This window comes from Stenotrophomonas sp. KH_052, assembly GCF_057838755.1.
Genome location: NZ_CM174475.1, coordinates 3150363 through 3166890, shown reverse-complemented (window position 1 = coordinate 3166890; position 16528 = coordinate 3150363). Strand labels below are relative to the sequence as shown.

The window sequence follows — 16528 nt, the reverse complement described above, 5'->3', positions numbered from 1 at the left end:
TTGGGTCAGCTGCGCTGGCTCAGATGCCGAGCGCGCGCAGTTCACTGCAATCGCGTGAACGGTCCCAGATGCGCTGCAATTGCTGCTCGAACGGCTGCGAACGTGCCGGTAGCGCGATGCCGGCCTCGCCGTCGAGCCGATGCCCGATCAGACGAAAGTAGAAGTCGCCGGCATCGTTGAGCAGGCAGGCCGAGGCCAGCCCACGGTCGACCGGGTCGGTGACCTCGCGGAACTGGATCACGCTGGGCAGACGCTGGGCCAGCGCCAGCAGTGGCGCTCCGGCCGAGGCGATCGCAGCCGCATCGTGCACGATCACCCGCAGCTGCTTGTCGTGGCGGGCGGTGGCGAAGCGACGCAGGGCCGCCTGCACCGGCGGCGCATCCAGCAGGCCCGGATCCAGTTGGCGGCTGTGCAGCCACAGCTGGCGGCGGGCGCGATGGATGATGGCGGTGGTGATGGCCAGCGCCTCGGCGCGGCTGTCGATGGCGCTGGCGGCGTCCAGCCGGCGGCGCATCTGCTGGTGACCGATGCCGGCCTCCTCGAACACCTCGCCTTCGGGCAGGAAGCCCTGGCGGGCATAGAAATCGCGGGCGGGCAGCTGGGCGTGCAGGTGCAGCTCGGCCAGCCCGAGCCGCCGCCCGGCCTCGACCAGCGCCTCCAGCAAAGCCTCGCCCACCCCATGGCTGCGATGGCTGGCCAGCACCGCCATGCGGCCGATGCGGCCGTCCGGGGCCAGCCGGCCGGTGCCGACCGGCTGCCCGTCGCCATCCAGCGCCAGCACATGGGCGCTGACCGGGTCCAGCGCGTCGCGTTCCAGCTCGGCGGCGATGCCCTGTTCCTGCACGAACACGCGCTGGCGTACCTCGTGGATGGCGACGTGGGCATCGGCGTGACTGACCTGCTGGACCCGGATCATGGTGGCGACTCAGGCGCGGCCAGCACCGCTGTCGTCTTCCTCGTCGTCCTCGAAGTTGACGATAACCTCGATGCCGTCGTCGTGCACGGTCACGGAGTGGACATCGTCGGACACCGCGTCAGCGTCGATCGCATCCACGCGGTCACGGCCTTCGACGACTTCGCCGAGCACCACGGCATCCTCACCGTCGTCCTCGTCTTCGGCCTCATACATCTCGTTCGGGTCGATCAGCTGGAACACACCGCCGACCAGCAGCTGCTGGACCGCAGCGCGGCCCTTGTCGGACAGGCCGCGGTAAGCGGCGGCGTCCAGCTGTTCGGCACCGGCCAGGCGCTGCGCGTCCTTGACCGGCAGCGCGAAGTCCCGGCCGCTGACATACAGGCTGGCGCCACGCTTGGCCCGGCGCCAGGCCAGGCGTGCCCACGGGTGGCGCTGCAGCAGCAGGCCGGAGGCCAGCGCCTCGATCACTTCCTCCGGGGCCGGAGCAGCCTGGTGGGGCATCACTTCGCCGGCGGCACGGTAGGTGGTGATGAAGCGGCCGAACCAGTCACCCAGCTTGTCCGGATCGTTCATGCGGATGGCGTTGAGCGCGGTGATCACCCGAGCCATCGCCACCGTGTCGATTTCGTTCGGGTCGGCCGGTACCTTCAGGTCGCCATCCTGGTAGCGGATGTTCTCGTCGGCATCGGCGATGAGGGTGTCCAGGTAGTCGCTGATCAGCTCGGCCGACGCTGGCGCGCGCATGCCGAACGAGAAGGTCAGGCAGGGGTCTTCGGCGACGCCGTGGTGCGGCACGTTCGGCGGCAGGTACAGCATGTCGCCCGGTGCCAGCACCCAATCGTGGGTCGGCTTGAATACCTTCAGCAGCTTCAGCTCCACGTCGGGGCGGAAGCCCAGCGGCGGCTGCTTGCCCTTGATCGATTCACTGGCATCGATCTGCCAGCGGCGGTGGCCCTGGGCCTGCAGCAGGAACACGTCGTACTGGTCGACGTGGGCACCAACCGAGCCACCGGTGGCGGCAAAGCTGATCATCACGTCATCCATGCGCCAGCGCGGCAGGAAGCTGAAGTGCTCGATCAACGCACGCACGTCCTTGTCCCACTTGTCCACGTCCTGCACCAGCAGGGTCCAGTCGCGGTCGGGGAGGGCGGGGAAGATCTCTTCCTGGAACGGGCCGGTGCGTACGCGCCAGCCATCCTGGGTCTTGTCATGCTCGATCAGGCGGGCCAGCACGCCTTCTTCGCAGGCCAGGCCGGCCAGGTCTTCCGGCTGCACCGGGGTCTGGAAATCCGGGAAGGCGTTGCGGATCAGCAGCGGGCGCTTCTGCCAGAAATCGCGCAGGAAGGTGGCCGGCGCCATGCCCAGCGGCTGGCCGGGGCGGGCGGTGACTTCGATGAGGGGGGCGGAGGACTTGCGGGCGGCCATGGGGGAATCCTTGCAGCGGAAAGCGGGAGGGGCGGCGCGGCGGGCCGCCAAGGCCTCCATTGTCCGACGTTCGCCGGGATTGCGCACGTGCGCGGGTTTGTCGCGGGGTGTCCGGCCAACGGCGGAGCCCCTCGTGGCGGGTGGTTGGGTTGGTCGCTGAAAGCAAAAGCCGCGCTTGGCCGGGCGGGTGGGCCATGCAGGGGACGCTGCAAGTACGTCCTTGTAAGCTCGATGGCGCCATCCATGGCGCCAACGCCCCTGCATGGCCCACCCGCCCGGCCCCTGACAGTTTCCTGCGCGGCCCGCCACGGAATGGAAGAAGAAAAGCAAGGCAAAAGCGGGTCGCGCGCTGCGCTTGCTCATGCTCCTGCGCTCGTGGGGTCAGATCCCTTTTCCAATGGAAAAGGGATCTGACCCCATCGGACAAACGAAAGAGGGACGCGGCGAAGCCGCGTCCCTCTTTCAAATTCCGTCCCGACAACCCACCGCTCTTCGATCCGTCACCGGAAATCTGTCAGAGGTGGGTCGGGATGGGCCAGCGGGACCGTTGGCGCCATGGATGGCGCCATCGAGCCCCCAGGGATGGGTTTACGGCGTGTCCCGCTGGCCCATCCCGACCCGCCCAGCTAGCGGCAATCCAGAGCCGCTCTTGACGTTGCTGTTGTTGTTGTCGTTGCTGTTGCTGTTGCTGTTGCCTGCCGCAGGCAGCGCCCGCGGCCGCCGCCGCAAAGGAAACCCCTTAAATCTTCTTCGCCAGCGACTCGGCCAGACCGGTGTAGCTGCCCGGGGTCATCTCCAGCAGGCGCTGCTTCGCATCCGCCGGCAGCTCCAGCCCCTGCACGAACGCGCGCATCGACTCGGCGGTGATGCCCTGGCCGCGGGTCAGCGCCTTCAGCTGTTCGTACGGGTTCGGCAGGCCGTGGCGACGCATCACCGTCTGCACGGCCTCGGCCAGCACTTCCCAGGCTGCATCCAGATCGGCATCCAGGCGCTGCGGGTTCACTTCCAGCTTGCCCAGGCCCTTGGCCAGCGAATCCAGCGCCACCTGGCTGTGGCCGAACGCGGTACCCAGTGCACGCAGCACGGTGGAGTCGGTCAGGTCACGCTGCCAGCGGCTGATCGGCAGCTTGGCGCTGAAGTGCTCGAACAGCGCGTTGGCGATGCCGAAGTTGCCTTCGGCGTTCTCGAAATCGATCGGGTTGACCTTGTGTGGCATCGTCGACGAACCGACTTCGCCTTCCTTCAGGCGCTGCTTGAAGTAGCCCAGCGATACGTAACCCCAGATGTCGCGGGCCAGGTCGATCAGGATGATGTTGGCGCGGCGCGCGGCATCGCCGATTTCGGCGATGTTGTCGTGCGGCTCGATCTGCGTGGTGTACGGGTTGAACACCAGGCCCAGGCTGGTCACGAAGCGCTCGGCGAAGGCCGGCCAGTCCACGTCCGGGTAGCTGGCGATGTGGGCGTTGTAGTTGCCCACCGCGCCATTGATCTTGCCGGTCAGTTCGACCGCGGCAATCTGCTTGCGCTGGCGTTCCAGGCGGGCGACCACGTTGGCCAGCTCCTTGCCGAGGGTGGTCGGCGAGGCGGTCTGGCCGTGGGTGCGCGACAGCATCGGCTGGCCGGCCTGGGCGTGGGCCAGGCTGCGCAGGGAGGTGGCGATGCCGTCCAGGGTCGGCAGCAGCACCTCGCGGCGGGCCTGTTCCAGCATCAGGCCATAGCTGAGGTTGTTGATGTCTTCGCTGGTGCAGGCGAAATGCACGAATTCCAGCGCCGGGGCCAGCTCGGCGTCGTCCTTCAGCTGTTCCTTGATGAAGTACTCCACCGCCTTGACGTCATGGTTGGTGGTGCGCTCGATCTCCTTCACGCGCGCGGCCTGGGCCGGGCTGAAGCTGGCGGCCAGGGCGCGCAGGCGTGCGATGGCGGCGTCGGAGAACGGTGCCAGCTCGACGATGCCCGGTTCGGCGGCCAGGGCCAGCAGCCATTCCACCTCGACCGTGACGCGGGCCTTGATCAGGCCGTACTCGGAGAAGATCGGGCGCAGGGCGTCGACCTTGCCGGCATAGCGGCCATCGAGCGGGGACAGGGCGAGCAGGGCGGAATCGGACATGTCGGCAGGGCTGGGGCGAGCGGCGGGGGCCATATTCTACGACGCGTGGCTTTCGCATGCTTGGTAGCGCCGGGCCATGCCCGGCGGATGGTCGCCGCGCTGCGCGCTCGCCGGGCATGGCCCGGCGCTACCCGTGTAAACGGCCCTGCGGACGGAACGATCTGGCCCGTCCCCGTCATCCCGTGTCACCAGCAAGGGAGTATCGTTGGCGCAGCCGCCAGCCCGGGAAGCGACACCCTGCCAGCCGCCGCTTCCCTTTCCCCAACTGAAGTAGTGCGGAGTTGATGCAATGAGCAAAGCTGCAAGCAAGGGTTTCAGAATCGAACACGACAGCATGGGCGAGCTGCAGGTGCCTGCGGACGCCCTGTGGGGCGCACAGACCCAGCGTGCCGTGCAGAATTTCCCGGTGTCGGGCCAGCGCATGCCGCGCGGTTTCATCCGCGCGCTGGGCCTGGTCAAGGGCGCCGCCGCCGGCGTCAACGCCGAGCTGGGCCACCTGCCGAAGAACGTGGCCAAGGCCATCCAGTCCGCCGCGGCCGAAGTGGCCACCGGTGAATGGGACGCGCATTTCCCGATCGACGTCTACCAGACCGGCTCGGGCACGTCGTCGAACATGAATGCCAATGAGGTCATCGCCACCCTGGCCAACCGTGCCGGCAAGGCGGGCAAGACCAGCGTGCACCCCAACGACCACGTCAACCAGGGGCAGAGCTCCAACGACGTGATCCCGACCGCGCTGCGCGTGTCGGCGGTGCTGGCGACCCATGAGCAGCTGCTGCCGGCGCTGGTACACCTGCGCAAGACCCTGGACAAGAAGGGCCGCAGCCTGCGCAAGGTGGTCAAGACCGGCCGTACCCACCTGATGGATGCGATGCCGCTGACCTTCGAGCAGGAGTTCGGCGCGTGGTCGGCACAGCTGGCGTCGGCGCAGGAGCGTATCGAAGACAGCCTCAAGCGCGTGCGTCGCCTGCCGCTGGGCGGCACCGCCATCGGCACCGGTATCAACGCCGATCCGCGCTTCGGTACCCAGGTGGCGAAGGCGCTGAAGCAGCAGACCGGTTTCAAGTTCGACAGTGCCGAGAACAAGTTCGAAGGCCTGGCCGCGCAGGACGATGCGGTGGAACTGTCCGGCCAGCTCAATGCGCTGGCGGTGGCACTGATCAAGATCGCCAATGACCTGCGCTGGATGAACGCCGGTCCGCTGGCTGGGCTGGGCGAGATTGAACTGCCGGCCCTGCAGCCGGGCAGCTCGATCATGCCGGGCAAGGTCAATCCGGTCATTCCGGAAGCGACGGTGATGGCTTGTGCACAGGTGATCGGCCACCACACCGCCATTACCGTGGCCGGCCAGACCGGCAACTTCCAGCTCAATGTCACGTTGCCGCTGATCGCGGTGAACCTGCTCGATGGCATCGGCCTGCTGGCCAATGTGTCCACCCTGCTGGCCGACAGCGCGATTGCCGGGCTGAAGGTGCGCGAGGACCGCGTGGCCGAGGCGCTGGCACGCAACCCGATTCTGGTCACCGCACTGAACCCGATCATCGGCTACGAGAAGGCCGCGGCGATTGCCAAGCGCGCCTACAAGGAACAGCGCCCGGTGCTGGACGTGGCGCTGGAAGACAGTGGCCTGGCCGAAGCCGAGCTGCGCCGCCTGCTGGATCCGACCGCGCTGACCGCCGGTGGCATCCAGGCCGGTGGTGGTGGCGCGGGCGGTTGATCTACCGGTTGTGTAGCGCCGGGCCATGCCCGGCGAACCGCCGGAGGGCCGCGCGCTGCGCTCGCCGGGCGTGGCCCGGCGCTACCGGGTCAATGAGAAACGCCGCCCTCGGGCGGCGTTTCTTTTTTCAGCGACGGTCAGCGACGATGTTGCCGAAGGTGTCGGTGTAGTCCTTGAACTCGGGGATACGCTGGATCAGGTCAGACGGAATCACTTCCATGCCTTCGGGCGGCTGGATCTTCACCGGCTGCATGTTGGGATCGGCCGGTGCGGCCACCAGGGTGTTCTGGCGCAACACCTGCAGCTTGCCGAACATGGTCTGCAGCATCTGCTTCTGCGCGTCGTCCAGCGGAATCTGGATTTCGTCCATCTTCATCGTGCCATCGGCGAGGATGATGATGTTCGGCGCGGGTGGGCGACGCACGGTGACCATGCCTTCGCTCACGGAAATCTTGGGCTTGCCGCGCTCGGCGCGGTGGTTGCGGTAATCCTTGTCACAGCCAACCAGGCCCAGGCAGAGCAGGGCGGCCAGCAGCAGGAACAGTTTCTTCATGGCGGTTTGATCGGGTGCATCCGGGGCGGCCATTGTAAGCCCGCGCAGGCAGCGTCGGCCGGCAACGCTTGCGCGCTGCCGGCCGGGTGCGCTCATTTGCCGCAGTCAGGGATTGACGGTGTGGCCCTTGCCGGTGTCCTTGCCGCAGTCGTCCACGTCGCTCTGGTCCATCGTCGCGTAGGGCTTGAATGCCGGCAGTTCGTGCGCCAGCGCCTGCTGGCTGGCCAGCATCGCGGGCAGGCGGTCGCAGATGCGCTTGGCCTGGGCTTCGATCTTCTCGGCTTCGGCATTGATGCGCTTTTCGACACCTTCGCTGTCGCCACTGAAAATGCCCTTCAGCGCTTCGCCGGCAGCACTGGCACCCAGTTTGGCGCCTGCCAGGCCGACATCCATGCCGTCCATCGCGATGGCGACCACGTGGCCGCGGTAGTCCTGCAGATGACGGCGCTGGATATCGTTGGCGGCGATCTCCTTGCCCGCGATCAGCAGGCGGCCATCCGGCGTGATCTCCGCACGCGGCTGCTTGTCGGCGGAGATCTTGATGTTGCCCTGGGCGATGTCTTTGCGGGCATCGTTCATGGCGTCCTTGACGGTCTCGCCGACGCCGCTGGTGGCCTCGGCAACACTCTTGCCGACGGTCTTGTCAGGCGAGGAAGAGGTGCCGCCACAGGCGATCAGCGGCAGGCACAACAGGGTGGCAGGCAGCAGGCGCAACAGGTTCATGGTATTCCCCTGGGATCGGTTGGCTGAGAGTTACTTGTTGCGCGGCAGGGTGACCTTGCCGCTGACATTGCGGTGGCCGACGTCACCGCTGCCGCTGTGGTCGACGGTGAGGCTGCCGCGCACACCATCGACCTGGATGTCGCCCGAGCCATGGCTGCGGACGTGCACATTGCCGCCGATGTCGGTGAGATCGACGCCGCCGGAGCCGACCACGCCCACCTCGACATTGCCCTGCACGCGCTTGAACTCGATGTCGCCCGAGCCGACGGTGTCCAGCCGCGCGTTGCCACGCACGTCGGTGATCTTCAGGTCACCGGAGCCGACCGTGCCGGTAATGACATCGCCGCCGATGTTGCGCGCCGTAACGTCGCCCGAGCCGAGCGACAGCAGGTTCAGCGAGCTGCCACCGTCGATGTCGAGGTCGCCCGAACCCACCGCGGCATGGATGCTGCCCCGGGTGCCGCGGGCGATGGCGTCACCGGAACCGACGTCCACGCTCAACGACTGTGCGTTTTCCATGCTGGCGTCGCCCGAGCCGACCTTGACCTGCAGCGGCAGGTTGTCCGGCACGCTGCCGCGGATATCCAGCCAGGCGTAACTGTTGCCCAGGCTGATGCTGCTGATGCGGCCCTCGCGGCGCAGGCTGACCACCAGCTTGTCGCCCACCTTGCGCTGGCCCAGCACCAGCTGGTCCAGCCATTCCTGGTTGGAGGCACAGGCGCGACCATCGAGCTGGCCGCCACCGGCGCTGGCAACGACCTTCAGGTCATGCTGGTTGACCTCGAACACCACTGCCTTGGCACCAGCCACGTCCAGCTTCAACGTGCGGGCGGCAGTGAACTTGCAGTTCGGAGCATCGGCGGCCAGCGCCGACAACGGCAACAGCAACAACGCGGAACAGGCGAGCAAAGAACGCATGGGTGGTGCCTCCGGGTGGATGGAATCAGATCTCGCCGGCGCGCTTGCGCAGGCGGATGGCGAGGAAGATGAACACTGCACCGACGGCAGCACCGATCCACAGTTCCGGCATCGCCAGTGACTTCAGCTGCGAAGCGGGGGACATCAGGCTGACCACCGAATCCAGGTCACGCCGCGAACCGGCGCTGAGGCGGTACACCAGGTCCATGCCCGGCACGCCGCCCAGCAGCAGGCGGCCGACGATGTTCTGCCAGAACCAGCCGGTGCTCAGGCCGAACAGCGGCATGATCTTGGTGGTGCTGACGATGACGCCGGCAAACAGCGGCAGCATTACCGCCCACAGGAACGGCTTGCTCTTGGCCCAGGCCGAGCACAGCAGCAGCCAGCCTGCGGTAGGCAGTGCCCACAGGGCATAGACCGGAATCCAGGACAGGTGGCCGGCGGCCAGGGTCAGCGGGCTGGCCGGACCCCAGATCAGGGTCATCGGGCTGCCACCATGCATCAGGGCCACGATGCTGATGATCAGCATGAAGCCGAACATTGTGATGATGCCGGCGATCACCGCGATCAGCGGTGCCACCACCAGTGCACTGATCACCTTGGACAACACTGTCTGGGTGTCCGACAGCGGCAGCGACTTCCAGAACAGGATGCTGCGGTCGCGGCGGTCGTCGTACAGCGCGCCCAGGCAGTAGAAGAACACCACGAAGGCCAGCACCAGGAACGGCCATGCCGAGCTCAGCACCAGGGTCAGGTCGAGGCCGTTGCCGAGGTCGGTGAGGTCCTTGCTGTCGATGTTGCGGGTGAGCAGTGCCAGGTCCAGGCCGTTGACGTTCACGCTTTCGCCATCGACATGGAATCCGCCGTTGCGCGCGGCGCGATTCAGCGCGAACAGGCCGAAGGCGATGCCGACGGTACTCATCACCAGCGAAATCAGGCCGGCGATCAGCGGGGCATACAGGAATCCTCCGCGGTTTTCCCAGTACTCGCGCTTGAGCAGCCAGCGCAGCGTGCCCAGTGGGCTGACGGGGTGGTTGACGGCATTCATGCGTAGGTCCCCTTCATGATGGCGACGAACAGGTCGGCCAGGCCCGGGCTGCGGGTCTCGCCAAGGGTGGAAAGCTGGGAGCGCGGCACGCCATCGAACAGCATCACGGTCTTGCCGAACGTCAGGCTGCGTTCGTCGATCGGCTTCAGGGCGCGCGCGGTATCCAGCTGATCGGCGTTGACCAGCAGCTCGGTGTAGCGCCGTCCGACCTCGTCCATTTCCGCATCAAGCACGATGCGGCCGTCACGGATGAACATCACGTCGCTGAGGATGTGTTCGATCTCTTCCACCTGGTGGGTGGTGACGATGATGGTCTTCTGCTCATCGAAGTAGTCTTCCAGCAGGCGCTGGTAGAACTCCTTGCGGTACAGGATGTCGAGGCCCAGGGTGGGCTCGTCCAGCACCAGGATACGGGCATCGATGGCCATCACCAGCGCCAGGTGCAGCTGCACGATCATGCCCTTGGACAGTTCGCGCACGCGCTGCTTCGGCTGCAGCTTGGTGTTGGCCAGGAAGCGCTCACAGCGGGCGCGGTCAAAGCGCGGATGGACGCCGGCGACGAAATCGATCGCCTCGCGGACCTTCAGCCAGCGCGGCAGCACGGCGACATCGGCGATGAAGCAGATGTCGTTCATCAGCTCATCGCGATGCAGCCGCGGATCGCGGCCGAGCACGCTCAGCTCGCCTTCCACCGAGGTCAGGCCGAGCACGGCTTTCAGGGCAGTGGTCTTGCCGGCACCGTTGGGGCCGATCAGGCCGATGATGCGCCCGCTCGGAATGCTGAAGCTGGCATTGTCGAGGGCGACGGTGGTCTTGTAGGCCTTGCGCAGGCCTTTGGCGGTGATGACGGCATCGCCGGATGCAGCAGTAGTGGGACTGGCATTCATCAGAATTTCCCCTGGGGCAGCAATTCGTCGAGGCTCAGGCCCAGGCGCTGGATGCGCTCCAGGACCGCTGGCCATTCTTCATTGAGAAAGCGTTCGCGTTCGCTGCTGCGCAGCTGCGTGGCCGCCTGTTCGGTCATGAACATGCCCAGCCCGCGGCGCTTTTCGACCAGGCCTTCGTCGGCCAGTTCCTGGTAAGCGCGCGAAACGGTGATGGGGTTGAGCTGGTAGTCGGCGGCCACCTGGCGCACCGAAGGCAGGGCATCGCCCGGCTTGAGGATTCCGTCGAGCATCATGGCGATCACGCGCTCCTTCAACTGACGGTAGATGGGAGCACCGTCGCTCCACTGGATGTCGCTCATATTCAGCTCCGTGGGGTCAGCGGCTGGGCGAACGAGAAGTACGGCATGGACAGGGAGCTGTGCAGCCGACGCGGGGGGGAGGGGGAGGGGGCAGCATTGCCTGCCGGTGAAGCGGTCGCGTCCTGCGCACTGTCGGTTGAGGCGGGGGAGGTTGGCGCGGCCAGCCAGGCCAGCACGATCAGGGTCGAAACGGCAGCGGCCGCGGGTGCGGTGAGGTTGCGACGTATCCGGACGTTCATGGCTTCCCCCTGTCTCAGGTGACTGGTGTTGTATGCAACTATAACACCGGCACGCCGTCGTGCAAGTCCTTGCCGGCCCCAACTGATGGCAGGGGTGGTCATGGTGCTGAAACATCCATTCAAGATTTTGATTTTGAAGGGAAATAAAATAATTCGGGTGAGCAACCCAGGTCGACCTTGCATTCAGTGATGTGCATACCATGTCATTACTCCGCCGGGGTTGAAGAACGCTCCATCCAAAGGCCATGCCGCGCAAAGTGGCGGCGGGCTGCCGCAATCTGGGCCGCAAAGGCCCGGTGCTATAGTTCGGCCGATCCCCGGCCGGTGCTGGCCGGGCCCCTGTTGAATGGCTACCGCGGACCGCTCCTGATGCCCCTGCCGACTGTTTCCTCGCGCCGCCTGCGCGGCCTGTCCCTGCTGGTCCTGATGGTGGCCGGCGCTGCTGGTTCCGGCAGTGCCCTTGCTGCCGATCTGCTCGACCTGGATTACCGGCCGCTGGCCGGCAAGCAGCAGGTCAACCTGCAGCAGCGCTACCAGGGGCAGGTGCTGCTGGTGGTCAACACCGCCAGCAAGTGCGGCTATACCCCGCAGTACGAAGGGCTGGAAGCGCTGCAGAAGCGCTATGCGGGGCGTGGCTTCGCCGTGCTTGGTTTCCCGTCCAATGATTTCAAGGGCCAGGAGCCGGGTGACGAGAAGCAGATCCAGGATTTCTGCACGCTGACCTACGGCGTCAAGTTCCCGATGTTCGAGAAGGTGCATGTGGTGGGGGCGCAGGCAACGCCGCTTTACCAGCGGCTGAGCGCAGCCACCGGCGTAGCCCCGGCCTGGAACTTCCACAAGTACCTGGTCGGCCGCGATGGCAAGGTCATCGCCCAGTTCGCCAGCAAGGTGACGCCGGATGATGCACAGCTCACCGCCGCCATCGACAAGGCGCTGGCCGCTGCCGCCACGCATTGATATCCGGCATGTATGCCTCGACATCGACGGCATGCGTGCGACAATGACTCTTTTCGCGCCGACGTCGGCGCCCGGACACTTTCAGGAATGCAGCGAATGAAGATGGGAATGCGCGGCGCCGCGGCGTCGGTTCTGATTCTGGCAATGGGCACTTCGGGTGTCGCTCTGTCGCAACAACCGGCTGCCCCTGCAGCCGCCAAGGAGACCGCAACCTTGAATTCCCCCAAGCAGAAGCTCGGCTACGCCATCGGCCTGGACGTGGCCAAGTCGTTCACTCCGATTGCCGATGAAATCGACGTGGCTGCCCTGCGCACCGCCGTGGAGCGCTCCTTCGAAGGCCTGCAGCCGCAGATCACCCAGGAACAGGCCAAGGCCACCGATGCCGCGCTGCGCCAGGTGGTGATGGCCCGCAGCGGCCAGCAGGTGCCGGGTGTGGCGCCGGGTTCGCAGCCGGCGAAGGTGGACCGCGTCAAGGTGGCGCAGATGATCGGTTCCTATTCGGTCGGTCCGTCGCTGGCACAGCTGAAGGACGACATCGATGTCGCCTCGCTGTTTGACGCGATCAGCACCGGCCTGAGCAAGGGCCAGCCGAAGATGACGGAAGCTGACGCGACCGCCACCATCCAGTCGTTCATGGGCGCCAAGCAGGCCGAAATGCAGGCCAAGGCCGCCGCCGCCGCGCAGACCAACCGCGAGGAAGGCAATGCGTTCATGTCCAAGAACAAGACCCAGCCGGGCGTGGTGACCACTGCCTCGGGCCTGCAGTACCAGGTGATCCGCCCGGGTAGTGGCGAGCGTCCGCTGCCGAGCAGCAAGGTGCGCGTGAACTACGAAGGCAAGCTGCTCAACGGCACCGTGTTCGACAGTTCCTACGGCCGCCAGCCGGCCGAGTTCGGCCTGGACCAGGTGATCAAGGGCTGGACCGAGGGCGTCGCGCTGATGCCGGTCGGTTCGAAGTACCGCTTCTGGATCCCGGGCAACCTGGCCTATGGCGAAAACGGCACCCCGGGCGGCCCGATCGGCCCGAACGCAACTCTGACCTTCGACGTCGAGCTGCTGGGCGTCCTGCCGTAAGCGACCACGGAGCCTGCACGGACATGCGCGTTGCGATTTTTGGTACCGGCTACGTTGGACTGGTGACCGGCACCTGCCTGGCCGACGTCGGCCATCAGGTGGTCTGCGTCGACATCGACCAGGCCAAGGTGGATGGCCTCAACCAGGGCATCATCCCGATCTATGAGCCGGGCCTGGAGCCGATGGTGAAGGCCAACCATGCCGCCTTGCGGCTGGCATTCACCACCGACGCTGAGGCTGCCATCGATCACGGCCAGGTCGTTTTCATCGCCGTCGGCACGCCGCCGGACGAGGATGGCAGCGCCGATCTGCAGTACGTGCTGGCCGTGGCCCGCACCATTGGCCGGTACATGAGTGTGCCGACCGTGGTGGTCAACAAGTCGACGGTGCCGGTGGGTACCGCCGACAAGGTGCGCGCGGCCATTGCCGAAGAGCTGGCTGCGCGTAACGCGGACATCGCCTTCGATGTGGTGTCCAATCCGGAGTTCCTGAAGGAAGGCGACGCGGTTGCCGACTGCATGCGCCCGGACCGCATCATCATCGGTGCGACCAGCGAAGAATCGGTGGCGGTGATGCGTCGCCTGTATGCGCCGTTCAACCGCAACCACGACCGCGTGGTGGAAATGGACGTACGTTCGGCCGAACTGACCAAGTACGCGGCCAACGCGATGCTGGCGACCAAGATTTCGTTCATGAACGAAATCGCCAACATCGCCGAGCGTGTCGGTGCCGACGTCGAGCAGGTCCGCCAGGGCATCGGTTCGGACCCGCGTATCGGCTGGCACTTCATCTATCCGGGTGCCGGCTACGGCGGCTCGTGCTTCCCCAAGGATGTGCAGGCGCTGGCCCGCACCGCGCAGCAGTACGGCCTCGAGCCGAAGCTGCTGAACGCGGTGGAAGCGGTCAACGATGCACAGAAGGGCCATCTGTTCGCCCTCATCCAGCGCCACTATGACAAGGGCGAGGACGAAGGCGTGCGCGGCAAGACGTTTGCGGTGTGGGGCCTGGCCTTCAAGCCGAACACCGACGACATGCGCGAAGCCTCCAGCCGTCGCCTGCTGGCGCAGCTGTGGGAAGGTGGTGCGACGGTGCGGGCGTATGACCCGGAAGCGATGCACGAATCGCAGCGCATCTTCGGCGAGCGTGACGACCTGGTGTTCTGCAGCAGTGCCGACGAAGCGCTGCAGGGTGCCGACGCGCTGGTCGTGGTGACCGAGTGGAAGCAGTTCCGCAGCCCCGATTTCCAGAAGCTGCGCGAGCAGCTGAAGGATGCGGCGGTGTTCGATGGCCGCAATCTGTACGAGCCGGCCGAGGTGGAAGCTGCAGGCCTGGCCTACTACGGCATCGGCCGGGGGCGTTCGTTGCATGTCTGAGCTGCCGAGTGAACGCGAGCAGGCGCTGGAAGCGCGCCTGGTCGAGCTGGAAATGCGCGTGTCCTTCCAGGAACACGCGCTTGCCGAACTGAGCGATGCACTGGCCGACGCGCGCATGGAAGGCAGCCGCAATGCCGGCATCCTGCGCGTGCTGCTGGAAGACCTGGGCAAGGTCCGCAACGCTCTGAATTCTTCCGATCCGGCGAGCGAACCGCCGCCGCCGCACTACTGATCCGAACTCTATGAGCGATACCCTCCGCGACCAGCTGATGGGCCTGGGCTTCAAGCCAGCGCCCAAGCCCGAGCGCAAGAATGATGGCCCCCGCCGTGATGGCCGCCCGCAGGGCAAGGGTGGCAATGGCAATGGAAAGCCGCAGGGCGCAGGCAAGGGCGAGCACAAGCCCGGCGAGCGCCGTGGCCATGGCCACCACGCTGGAGCCGGCAAGCCCGGCGGCCAGGCGCGTGGCCAGGGCCAGCAGGGCCCGCGCAAGCCGCGCAGTGCCGAAGAGATGGATCTGGCCAAGGCCTATGCCATCCGTGCGCAGAAGGAAAAGGAAGAGCGCATCCAGGCCGAGCGCCTGAAGCAGGAAGAAGCGCGCGTGCGCCGCGAGGCGAAGGCCAAGCTGGAAGAGCTGCTGAAGGACAAGGGCCTGAATGCCGAGGAGGCCGACATTGCCCGCCACTTCCCGTACGGCGGCAAGATCAAGCGCATCTACGTGACCGCCGAACAGCTGACTGCGCTCAATGCCGGTGAACTGGGCGTGGTCCAGCTCAATGGCCGCTACCTGCTGGTCACCGCCGAAGTGCTGGCGCAGTCCGAGGCGGTGTTTGCCGCATCGGTGGCGCTGAAGGTCGATCCGAATGCGCCGGCCGAGGAAGATCCGTACGCCGACCCGCAGTTCCAGGTGCCGGACGACCTGGTCTGGTAATGAGTGCGGTTGGTTGATGGGAACGCCGGGCAATGCCCGGCGTTTTCATTGCTGGGCGCGGCTGCCGGTGCGGCGTGCGCGGATCAGCGGCAGGCTCAGCGCGAAGAAGCACAGCAGGGCACCTATCAGGGCGAAAGCACTGCCGGCCAGGAACGCGGTGCGGCCGTCGTCGATCTTCCACAGCTGGCCGGCGATGAGCGCGCCGAGCACGCCGCCGACGCCGGACGAGAATCCATACAGCAGGCCCTGGCCATGGCCGTTGAGGCGGCCCGGGAAATAAGTGGCCAGCATCTGCATCGCTGCCGCGAAGAAGGCGGCAAAGCCGAGCGCATGGGCGCTCTGCGCGACCAGCATCACCGGCAGGTTCTGCGGGAACAACGCGGTCACCGCCCAGCGCAGGCAGGAGCTGACCAGGGCGATCAGCAGCATCCAGCTGGCGTCGTAGCGGCGGAAGAAGCGGCCGATGGTGAAGAACACGCCGACCTCGAATACCACGCCGATGGTCCACAGCAGGCCGAGGGTGGAGGTGCGGTAGCCGTGGTGGTCCATGTAGACCGAGAAGAACGTGTAGTACGGTCCGAACGAGAGCTGCTCCATGAACGCGGCCAGGAAGAACGCCAGCACTGGTGGCCGGCGCACGATCTGCCAGAAACCAGTGGCATCGCCGTCGGCCTTGCTGATGTCACGTGCATAGTGGTTGCTGAAGGCCGAGGCCACCATCAACACGAACAACGGCAGCATCATCCACGGCAGCAGCGCGGCGCGGTTGCCGCTGCCATCGCCCTCGATCAACCAGCCGAACAGGGTCACGATGGCGATGAAGCCGAGCGAGCCCCAGACCCGGATCAGGCCGTAGCGATGACTGTCGCTGCCGAGGTGGGTGAGGGTGATCGACTCGAACTGCGGCATCACCGCGTTGTAGAAGAAGCAGAACACCACCATCGCCGGGTACATCCATGGCTGTGGCAGCGGCAGCAGGAAGGCGGTGAAACTGATCAGGGCCAGCACGCACCCCAGTCGCAGCAGGCGGATCGGTCGTGGCGAGGCCGCGGCCAGCGTGGTCCAGGTGCTGGGAGCGACCACACGGGTGGCATACCACAGGCCCATCATCACGCTGATGGCGGTGACGCTCATGCCGCGCGCGGTCAGGAACAGGCTCCAGTACGGAGTGAACGCACCGAGCGCCGCGTAGTAGAACAGGTAGAAGCTGGAAAGACGGGCAACGGGAACGGTCATCGCAGAATAATGCACGGTAGCGCCGGGCCATGCCCGGTGGACAGGAGATGACGCCGGGCATGGCCCG

Annotated in this window: 17 protein-coding genes; 6 read left to right on the top strand and 11 right to left on the bottom strand. The window is 66.2% G+C overall.

Going from position 1 to position 16528, the window contains the following annotated elements:
- Positions 1–19 precede the first annotated feature (19 nt).
- From AC3ITW_RS14615 to purB, 3 genes are all read right to left on the bottom strand, one after another.
- Positions 20–916: a GNAT family N-acetyltransferase gene (locus tag AC3ITW_RS14615; protein WP_100434974.1), complete on the bottom strand. Its 897-nt coding sequence runs from the start codon at positions 914–916 to the stop codon at positions 20–22.
- A 9-nt stretch (positions 917–925) separates the two neighbouring features.
- The gene (locus tag AC3ITW_RS14610) at positions 926–2341 is read right to left on the bottom strand and encodes a ribosomal protein uL16 3-hydroxylase (RefSeq protein ID WP_012511578.1); all 1416 of its coding nucleotides are present in this window, start codon (positions 2339–2341) and stop codon (positions 926–928) included.
- Positions 2342–3080: 739 nt separating this feature from the next.
- Positions 3081–4448: an adenylosuccinate lyase gene (gene purB, locus AC3ITW_RS14605; RefSeq protein WP_100434973.1), complete on the bottom strand. Its 1368-nt coding sequence runs from the start codon at positions 4446–4448 to the stop codon at positions 3081–3083.
- A gap of 289 nt (positions 4449–4737) precedes the next feature.
- Between purB and AC3ITW_RS14600 the strand changes: the two genes are divergently transcribed.
- Positions 4738–6165 (top strand): class II fumarate hydratase, encoded by a 1428-nt coding sequence (locus AC3ITW_RS14600; protein WP_100434972.1) that lies wholly within the window; start codon positions 4738–4740, stop codon positions 6163–6165.
- 127 nt (positions 6166–6292) lie between these two features.
- Here the strand turns inward: AC3ITW_RS14600 and AC3ITW_RS14595 are convergent, their stop codons facing one another.
- From AC3ITW_RS14595 to AC3ITW_RS14565, 7 genes are all read right to left on the bottom strand, one after another.
- The gene (locus AC3ITW_RS14595; RefSeq protein WP_041864559.1) at positions 6293–6718 is read right to left on the bottom strand and encodes a hypothetical protein; all 426 of its coding nucleotides are present in this window, start codon (positions 6716–6718) and stop codon (positions 6293–6295) included.
- A 105-nt stretch (positions 6719–6823) separates the two neighbouring features.
- A complete protein-coding gene (locus AC3ITW_RS14590) occupies positions 6824–7441 on the bottom strand; it encodes a YggN family protein (RefSeq protein WP_100434971.1) in 618 nt (205 codons plus the stop codon).
- Positions 7442–7471: 30 nt separating this feature from the next.
- On the bottom strand, positions 7472–8359 hold the full coding sequence (locus AC3ITW_RS14585; RefSeq protein WP_100434970.1) for a DUF4097 family beta strand repeat-containing protein: 888 nt from the start codon (positions 8357–8359) through the stop codon (positions 7472–7474).
- 25 nt (positions 8360–8384) lie between these two features.
- Positions 8385–9407 carry an ABC-2 transporter permease gene (locus AC3ITW_RS14580; RefSeq protein ID WP_006376924.1) on the bottom strand — a complete coding sequence of 341 codons (1023 nt, stop codon included), beginning with the start codon at positions 9405–9407 and terminating at the stop codon, positions 8385–8387.
- The gene (locus tag AC3ITW_RS14575) at positions 9404–10294 is read right to left on the bottom strand and encodes an ABC transporter ATP-binding protein (protein WP_006376922.1); all 891 of its coding nucleotides are present in this window, start codon (positions 10292–10294) and stop codon (positions 9404–9406) included. Before AC3ITW_RS14575 ends, AC3ITW_RS14580 begins: the two co-directional genes overlap by 4 nt.
- Positions 10294–10653 carry a GntR family transcriptional regulator gene (locus AC3ITW_RS14570; protein WP_012511573.1) on the bottom strand — a complete coding sequence of 120 codons (360 nt, stop codon included), beginning with the start codon at positions 10651–10653 and terminating at the stop codon, positions 10294–10296. The genes AC3ITW_RS14575 and AC3ITW_RS14570 overlap by 1 nt, the downstream gene beginning before the upstream one ends.
- A 2-nt stretch (positions 10654–10655) precedes the next feature.
- Complete coding sequence (locus tag AC3ITW_RS14565) at positions 10656–10892, bottom strand: hypothetical protein (RefSeq protein ID WP_100434969.1); 237 nt, start codon at positions 10890–10892, stop codon at positions 10656–10658.
- Between the two features lie 369 nt (positions 10893–11261).
- Here AC3ITW_RS14565 and AC3ITW_RS14560 point away from each other — a divergent pair, with 369 nt between their 5' ends.
- The 5 genes from AC3ITW_RS14560 to AC3ITW_RS14540 all read left to right on the top strand — a co-directional run bounded on the left by AC3ITW_RS14560 (position 11262) and on the right by AC3ITW_RS14540 (position 15225).
- Positions 11262–11849 (top strand): glutathione peroxidase, encoded by a 588-nt coding sequence (locus AC3ITW_RS14560; RefSeq protein ID WP_012511571.1) that lies wholly within the window; start codon positions 11262–11264, stop codon positions 11847–11849.
- A 96-nt stretch (positions 11850–11945) separates the two neighbouring features.
- Positions 11946–12923 carry an FKBP-type peptidyl-prolyl cis-trans isomerase gene (locus AC3ITW_RS14555; RefSeq protein ID WP_006376884.1) on the top strand — a complete coding sequence of 326 codons (978 nt, stop codon included), beginning with the start codon at positions 11946–11948 and terminating at the stop codon, positions 12921–12923.
- Between the two features lie 23 nt (positions 12924–12946).
- Positions 12947–14296 (top strand): UDP-glucose dehydrogenase family protein, encoded by a 1350-nt coding sequence (locus AC3ITW_RS14550; RefSeq protein WP_006376882.1) that lies wholly within the window; start codon positions 12947–12949, stop codon positions 14294–14296.
- Positions 14289–14528, top strand: a complete 240-nt coding sequence (locus AC3ITW_RS14545) for a SlyX family protein (protein ID WP_006376881.1) — start codon at positions 14289–14291, stop codon at positions 14526–14528. Before AC3ITW_RS14550 ends, AC3ITW_RS14545 begins: the two co-directional genes overlap by 8 nt.
- Before the next feature lie 10 nt (positions 14529–14538).
- Positions 14539–15225 (top strand): DUF2058 domain-containing protein, encoded by a 687-nt coding sequence (locus AC3ITW_RS14540; protein ID WP_012511570.1) that lies wholly within the window; start codon positions 14539–14541, stop codon positions 15223–15225.
- Between the two features lie 45 nt (positions 15226–15270).
- Here the strand turns inward: AC3ITW_RS14540 and AC3ITW_RS14535 are convergent, their stop codons facing one another.
- Complete coding sequence (locus AC3ITW_RS14535) at positions 15271–16461, bottom strand: MFS transporter (protein ID WP_012511569.1); 1191 nt, start codon at positions 16459–16461, stop codon at positions 15271–15273.
- Between the last annotated feature and the right edge of the window lie 67 nt (positions 16462–16528).

What these genes read in the sequence shown, in the direction of transcription:
- AC3ITW_RS14535 (WP_012511569.1), bottom strand. Translation starts at nt 16,461, where the DNA reads ATGACCGTTCCCGTTGCCCGTCTTTCCAGCTTCTACCTGTTCTACTAC.
- AC3ITW_RS14610 (WP_012511578.1), bottom strand. Translation starts at nt 2,341, where the DNA reads ATGGCCGCCCGCAAGTCCTCCGCCCCCCTCATCGAAGTCACCGCCCGC.
- AC3ITW_RS14555 (WP_006376884.1), top strand. Translation starts at nt 11,946, where the DNA reads ATGAAGATGGGAATGCGCGGCGCCGCGGCGTCGGTTCTGATTCTGGCA.
- AC3ITW_RS14615 (WP_100434974.1), bottom strand. Translation starts at nt 916, where the DNA reads ATGATCCGGGTCCAGCAGGTCAGTCACGCCGATGCCCACGTCGCCATC.
- AC3ITW_RS14580 (WP_006376924.1), bottom strand. Translation starts at nt 9,407, where the DNA reads ATGAATGCCGTCAACCACCCCGTCAGCCCACTGGGCACGCTGCGCTGG.
- AC3ITW_RS14590 (WP_100434971.1), bottom strand. Translation starts at nt 7,441, where the DNA reads ATGAACCTGTTGCGCCTGCTGCCTGCCACCCTGTTGTGCCTGCCGCTG.
- AC3ITW_RS14565 (WP_100434969.1), bottom strand. Translation starts at nt 10,892, where the DNA reads ATGAACGTCCGGATACGTCGCAACCTCACCGCACCCGCGGCCGCTGCC.
- AC3ITW_RS14595 (WP_041864559.1), bottom strand. Translation starts at nt 6,718, where the DNA reads ATGAAGAAACTGTTCCTGCTGCTGGCCGCCCTGCTCTGCCTGGGCCTG.
- AC3ITW_RS14545 (WP_006376881.1), top strand. Translation starts at nt 14,289, where the DNA reads ATGTCTGAGCTGCCGAGTGAACGCGAGCAGGCGCTGGAAGCGCGCCTG.
- AC3ITW_RS14570 (WP_012511573.1), bottom strand. Translation starts at nt 10,653, where the DNA reads ATGAGCGACATCCAGTGGAGCGACGGTGCTCCCATCTACCGTCAGTTG.
- AC3ITW_RS14600 (WP_100434972.1), top strand. Translation starts at nt 4,738, where the DNA reads ATGAGCAAAGCTGCAAGCAAGGGTTTCAGAATCGAACACGACAGCATG.
- AC3ITW_RS14550 (WP_006376882.1), top strand. Translation starts at nt 12,947, where the DNA reads ATGCGCGTTGCGATTTTTGGTACCGGCTACGTTGGACTGGTGACCGGC.
- AC3ITW_RS14575 (WP_006376922.1), bottom strand. Translation starts at nt 10,294, where the DNA reads ATGAATGCCAGTCCCACTACTGCTGCATCCGGCGATGCCGTCATCACC.
- AC3ITW_RS14560 (WP_012511571.1), top strand. Translation starts at nt 11,262, where the DNA reads ATGCCCCTGCCGACTGTTTCCTCGCGCCGCCTGCGCGGCCTGTCCCTG.
- AC3ITW_RS14585 (WP_100434970.1), bottom strand. Translation starts at nt 8,359, where the DNA reads ATGCGTTCTTTGCTCGCCTGTTCCGCGTTGTTGCTGTTGCCGTTGTCG.
- purB (WP_100434973.1), bottom strand. Translation starts at nt 4,448, where the DNA reads ATGTCCGATTCCGCCCTGCTCGCCCTGTCCCCGCTCGATGGCCGCTAT.
- AC3ITW_RS14540 (WP_012511570.1), top strand. Translation starts at nt 14,539, where the DNA reads ATGAGCGATACCCTCCGCGACCAGCTGATGGGCCTGGGCTTCAAGCCA.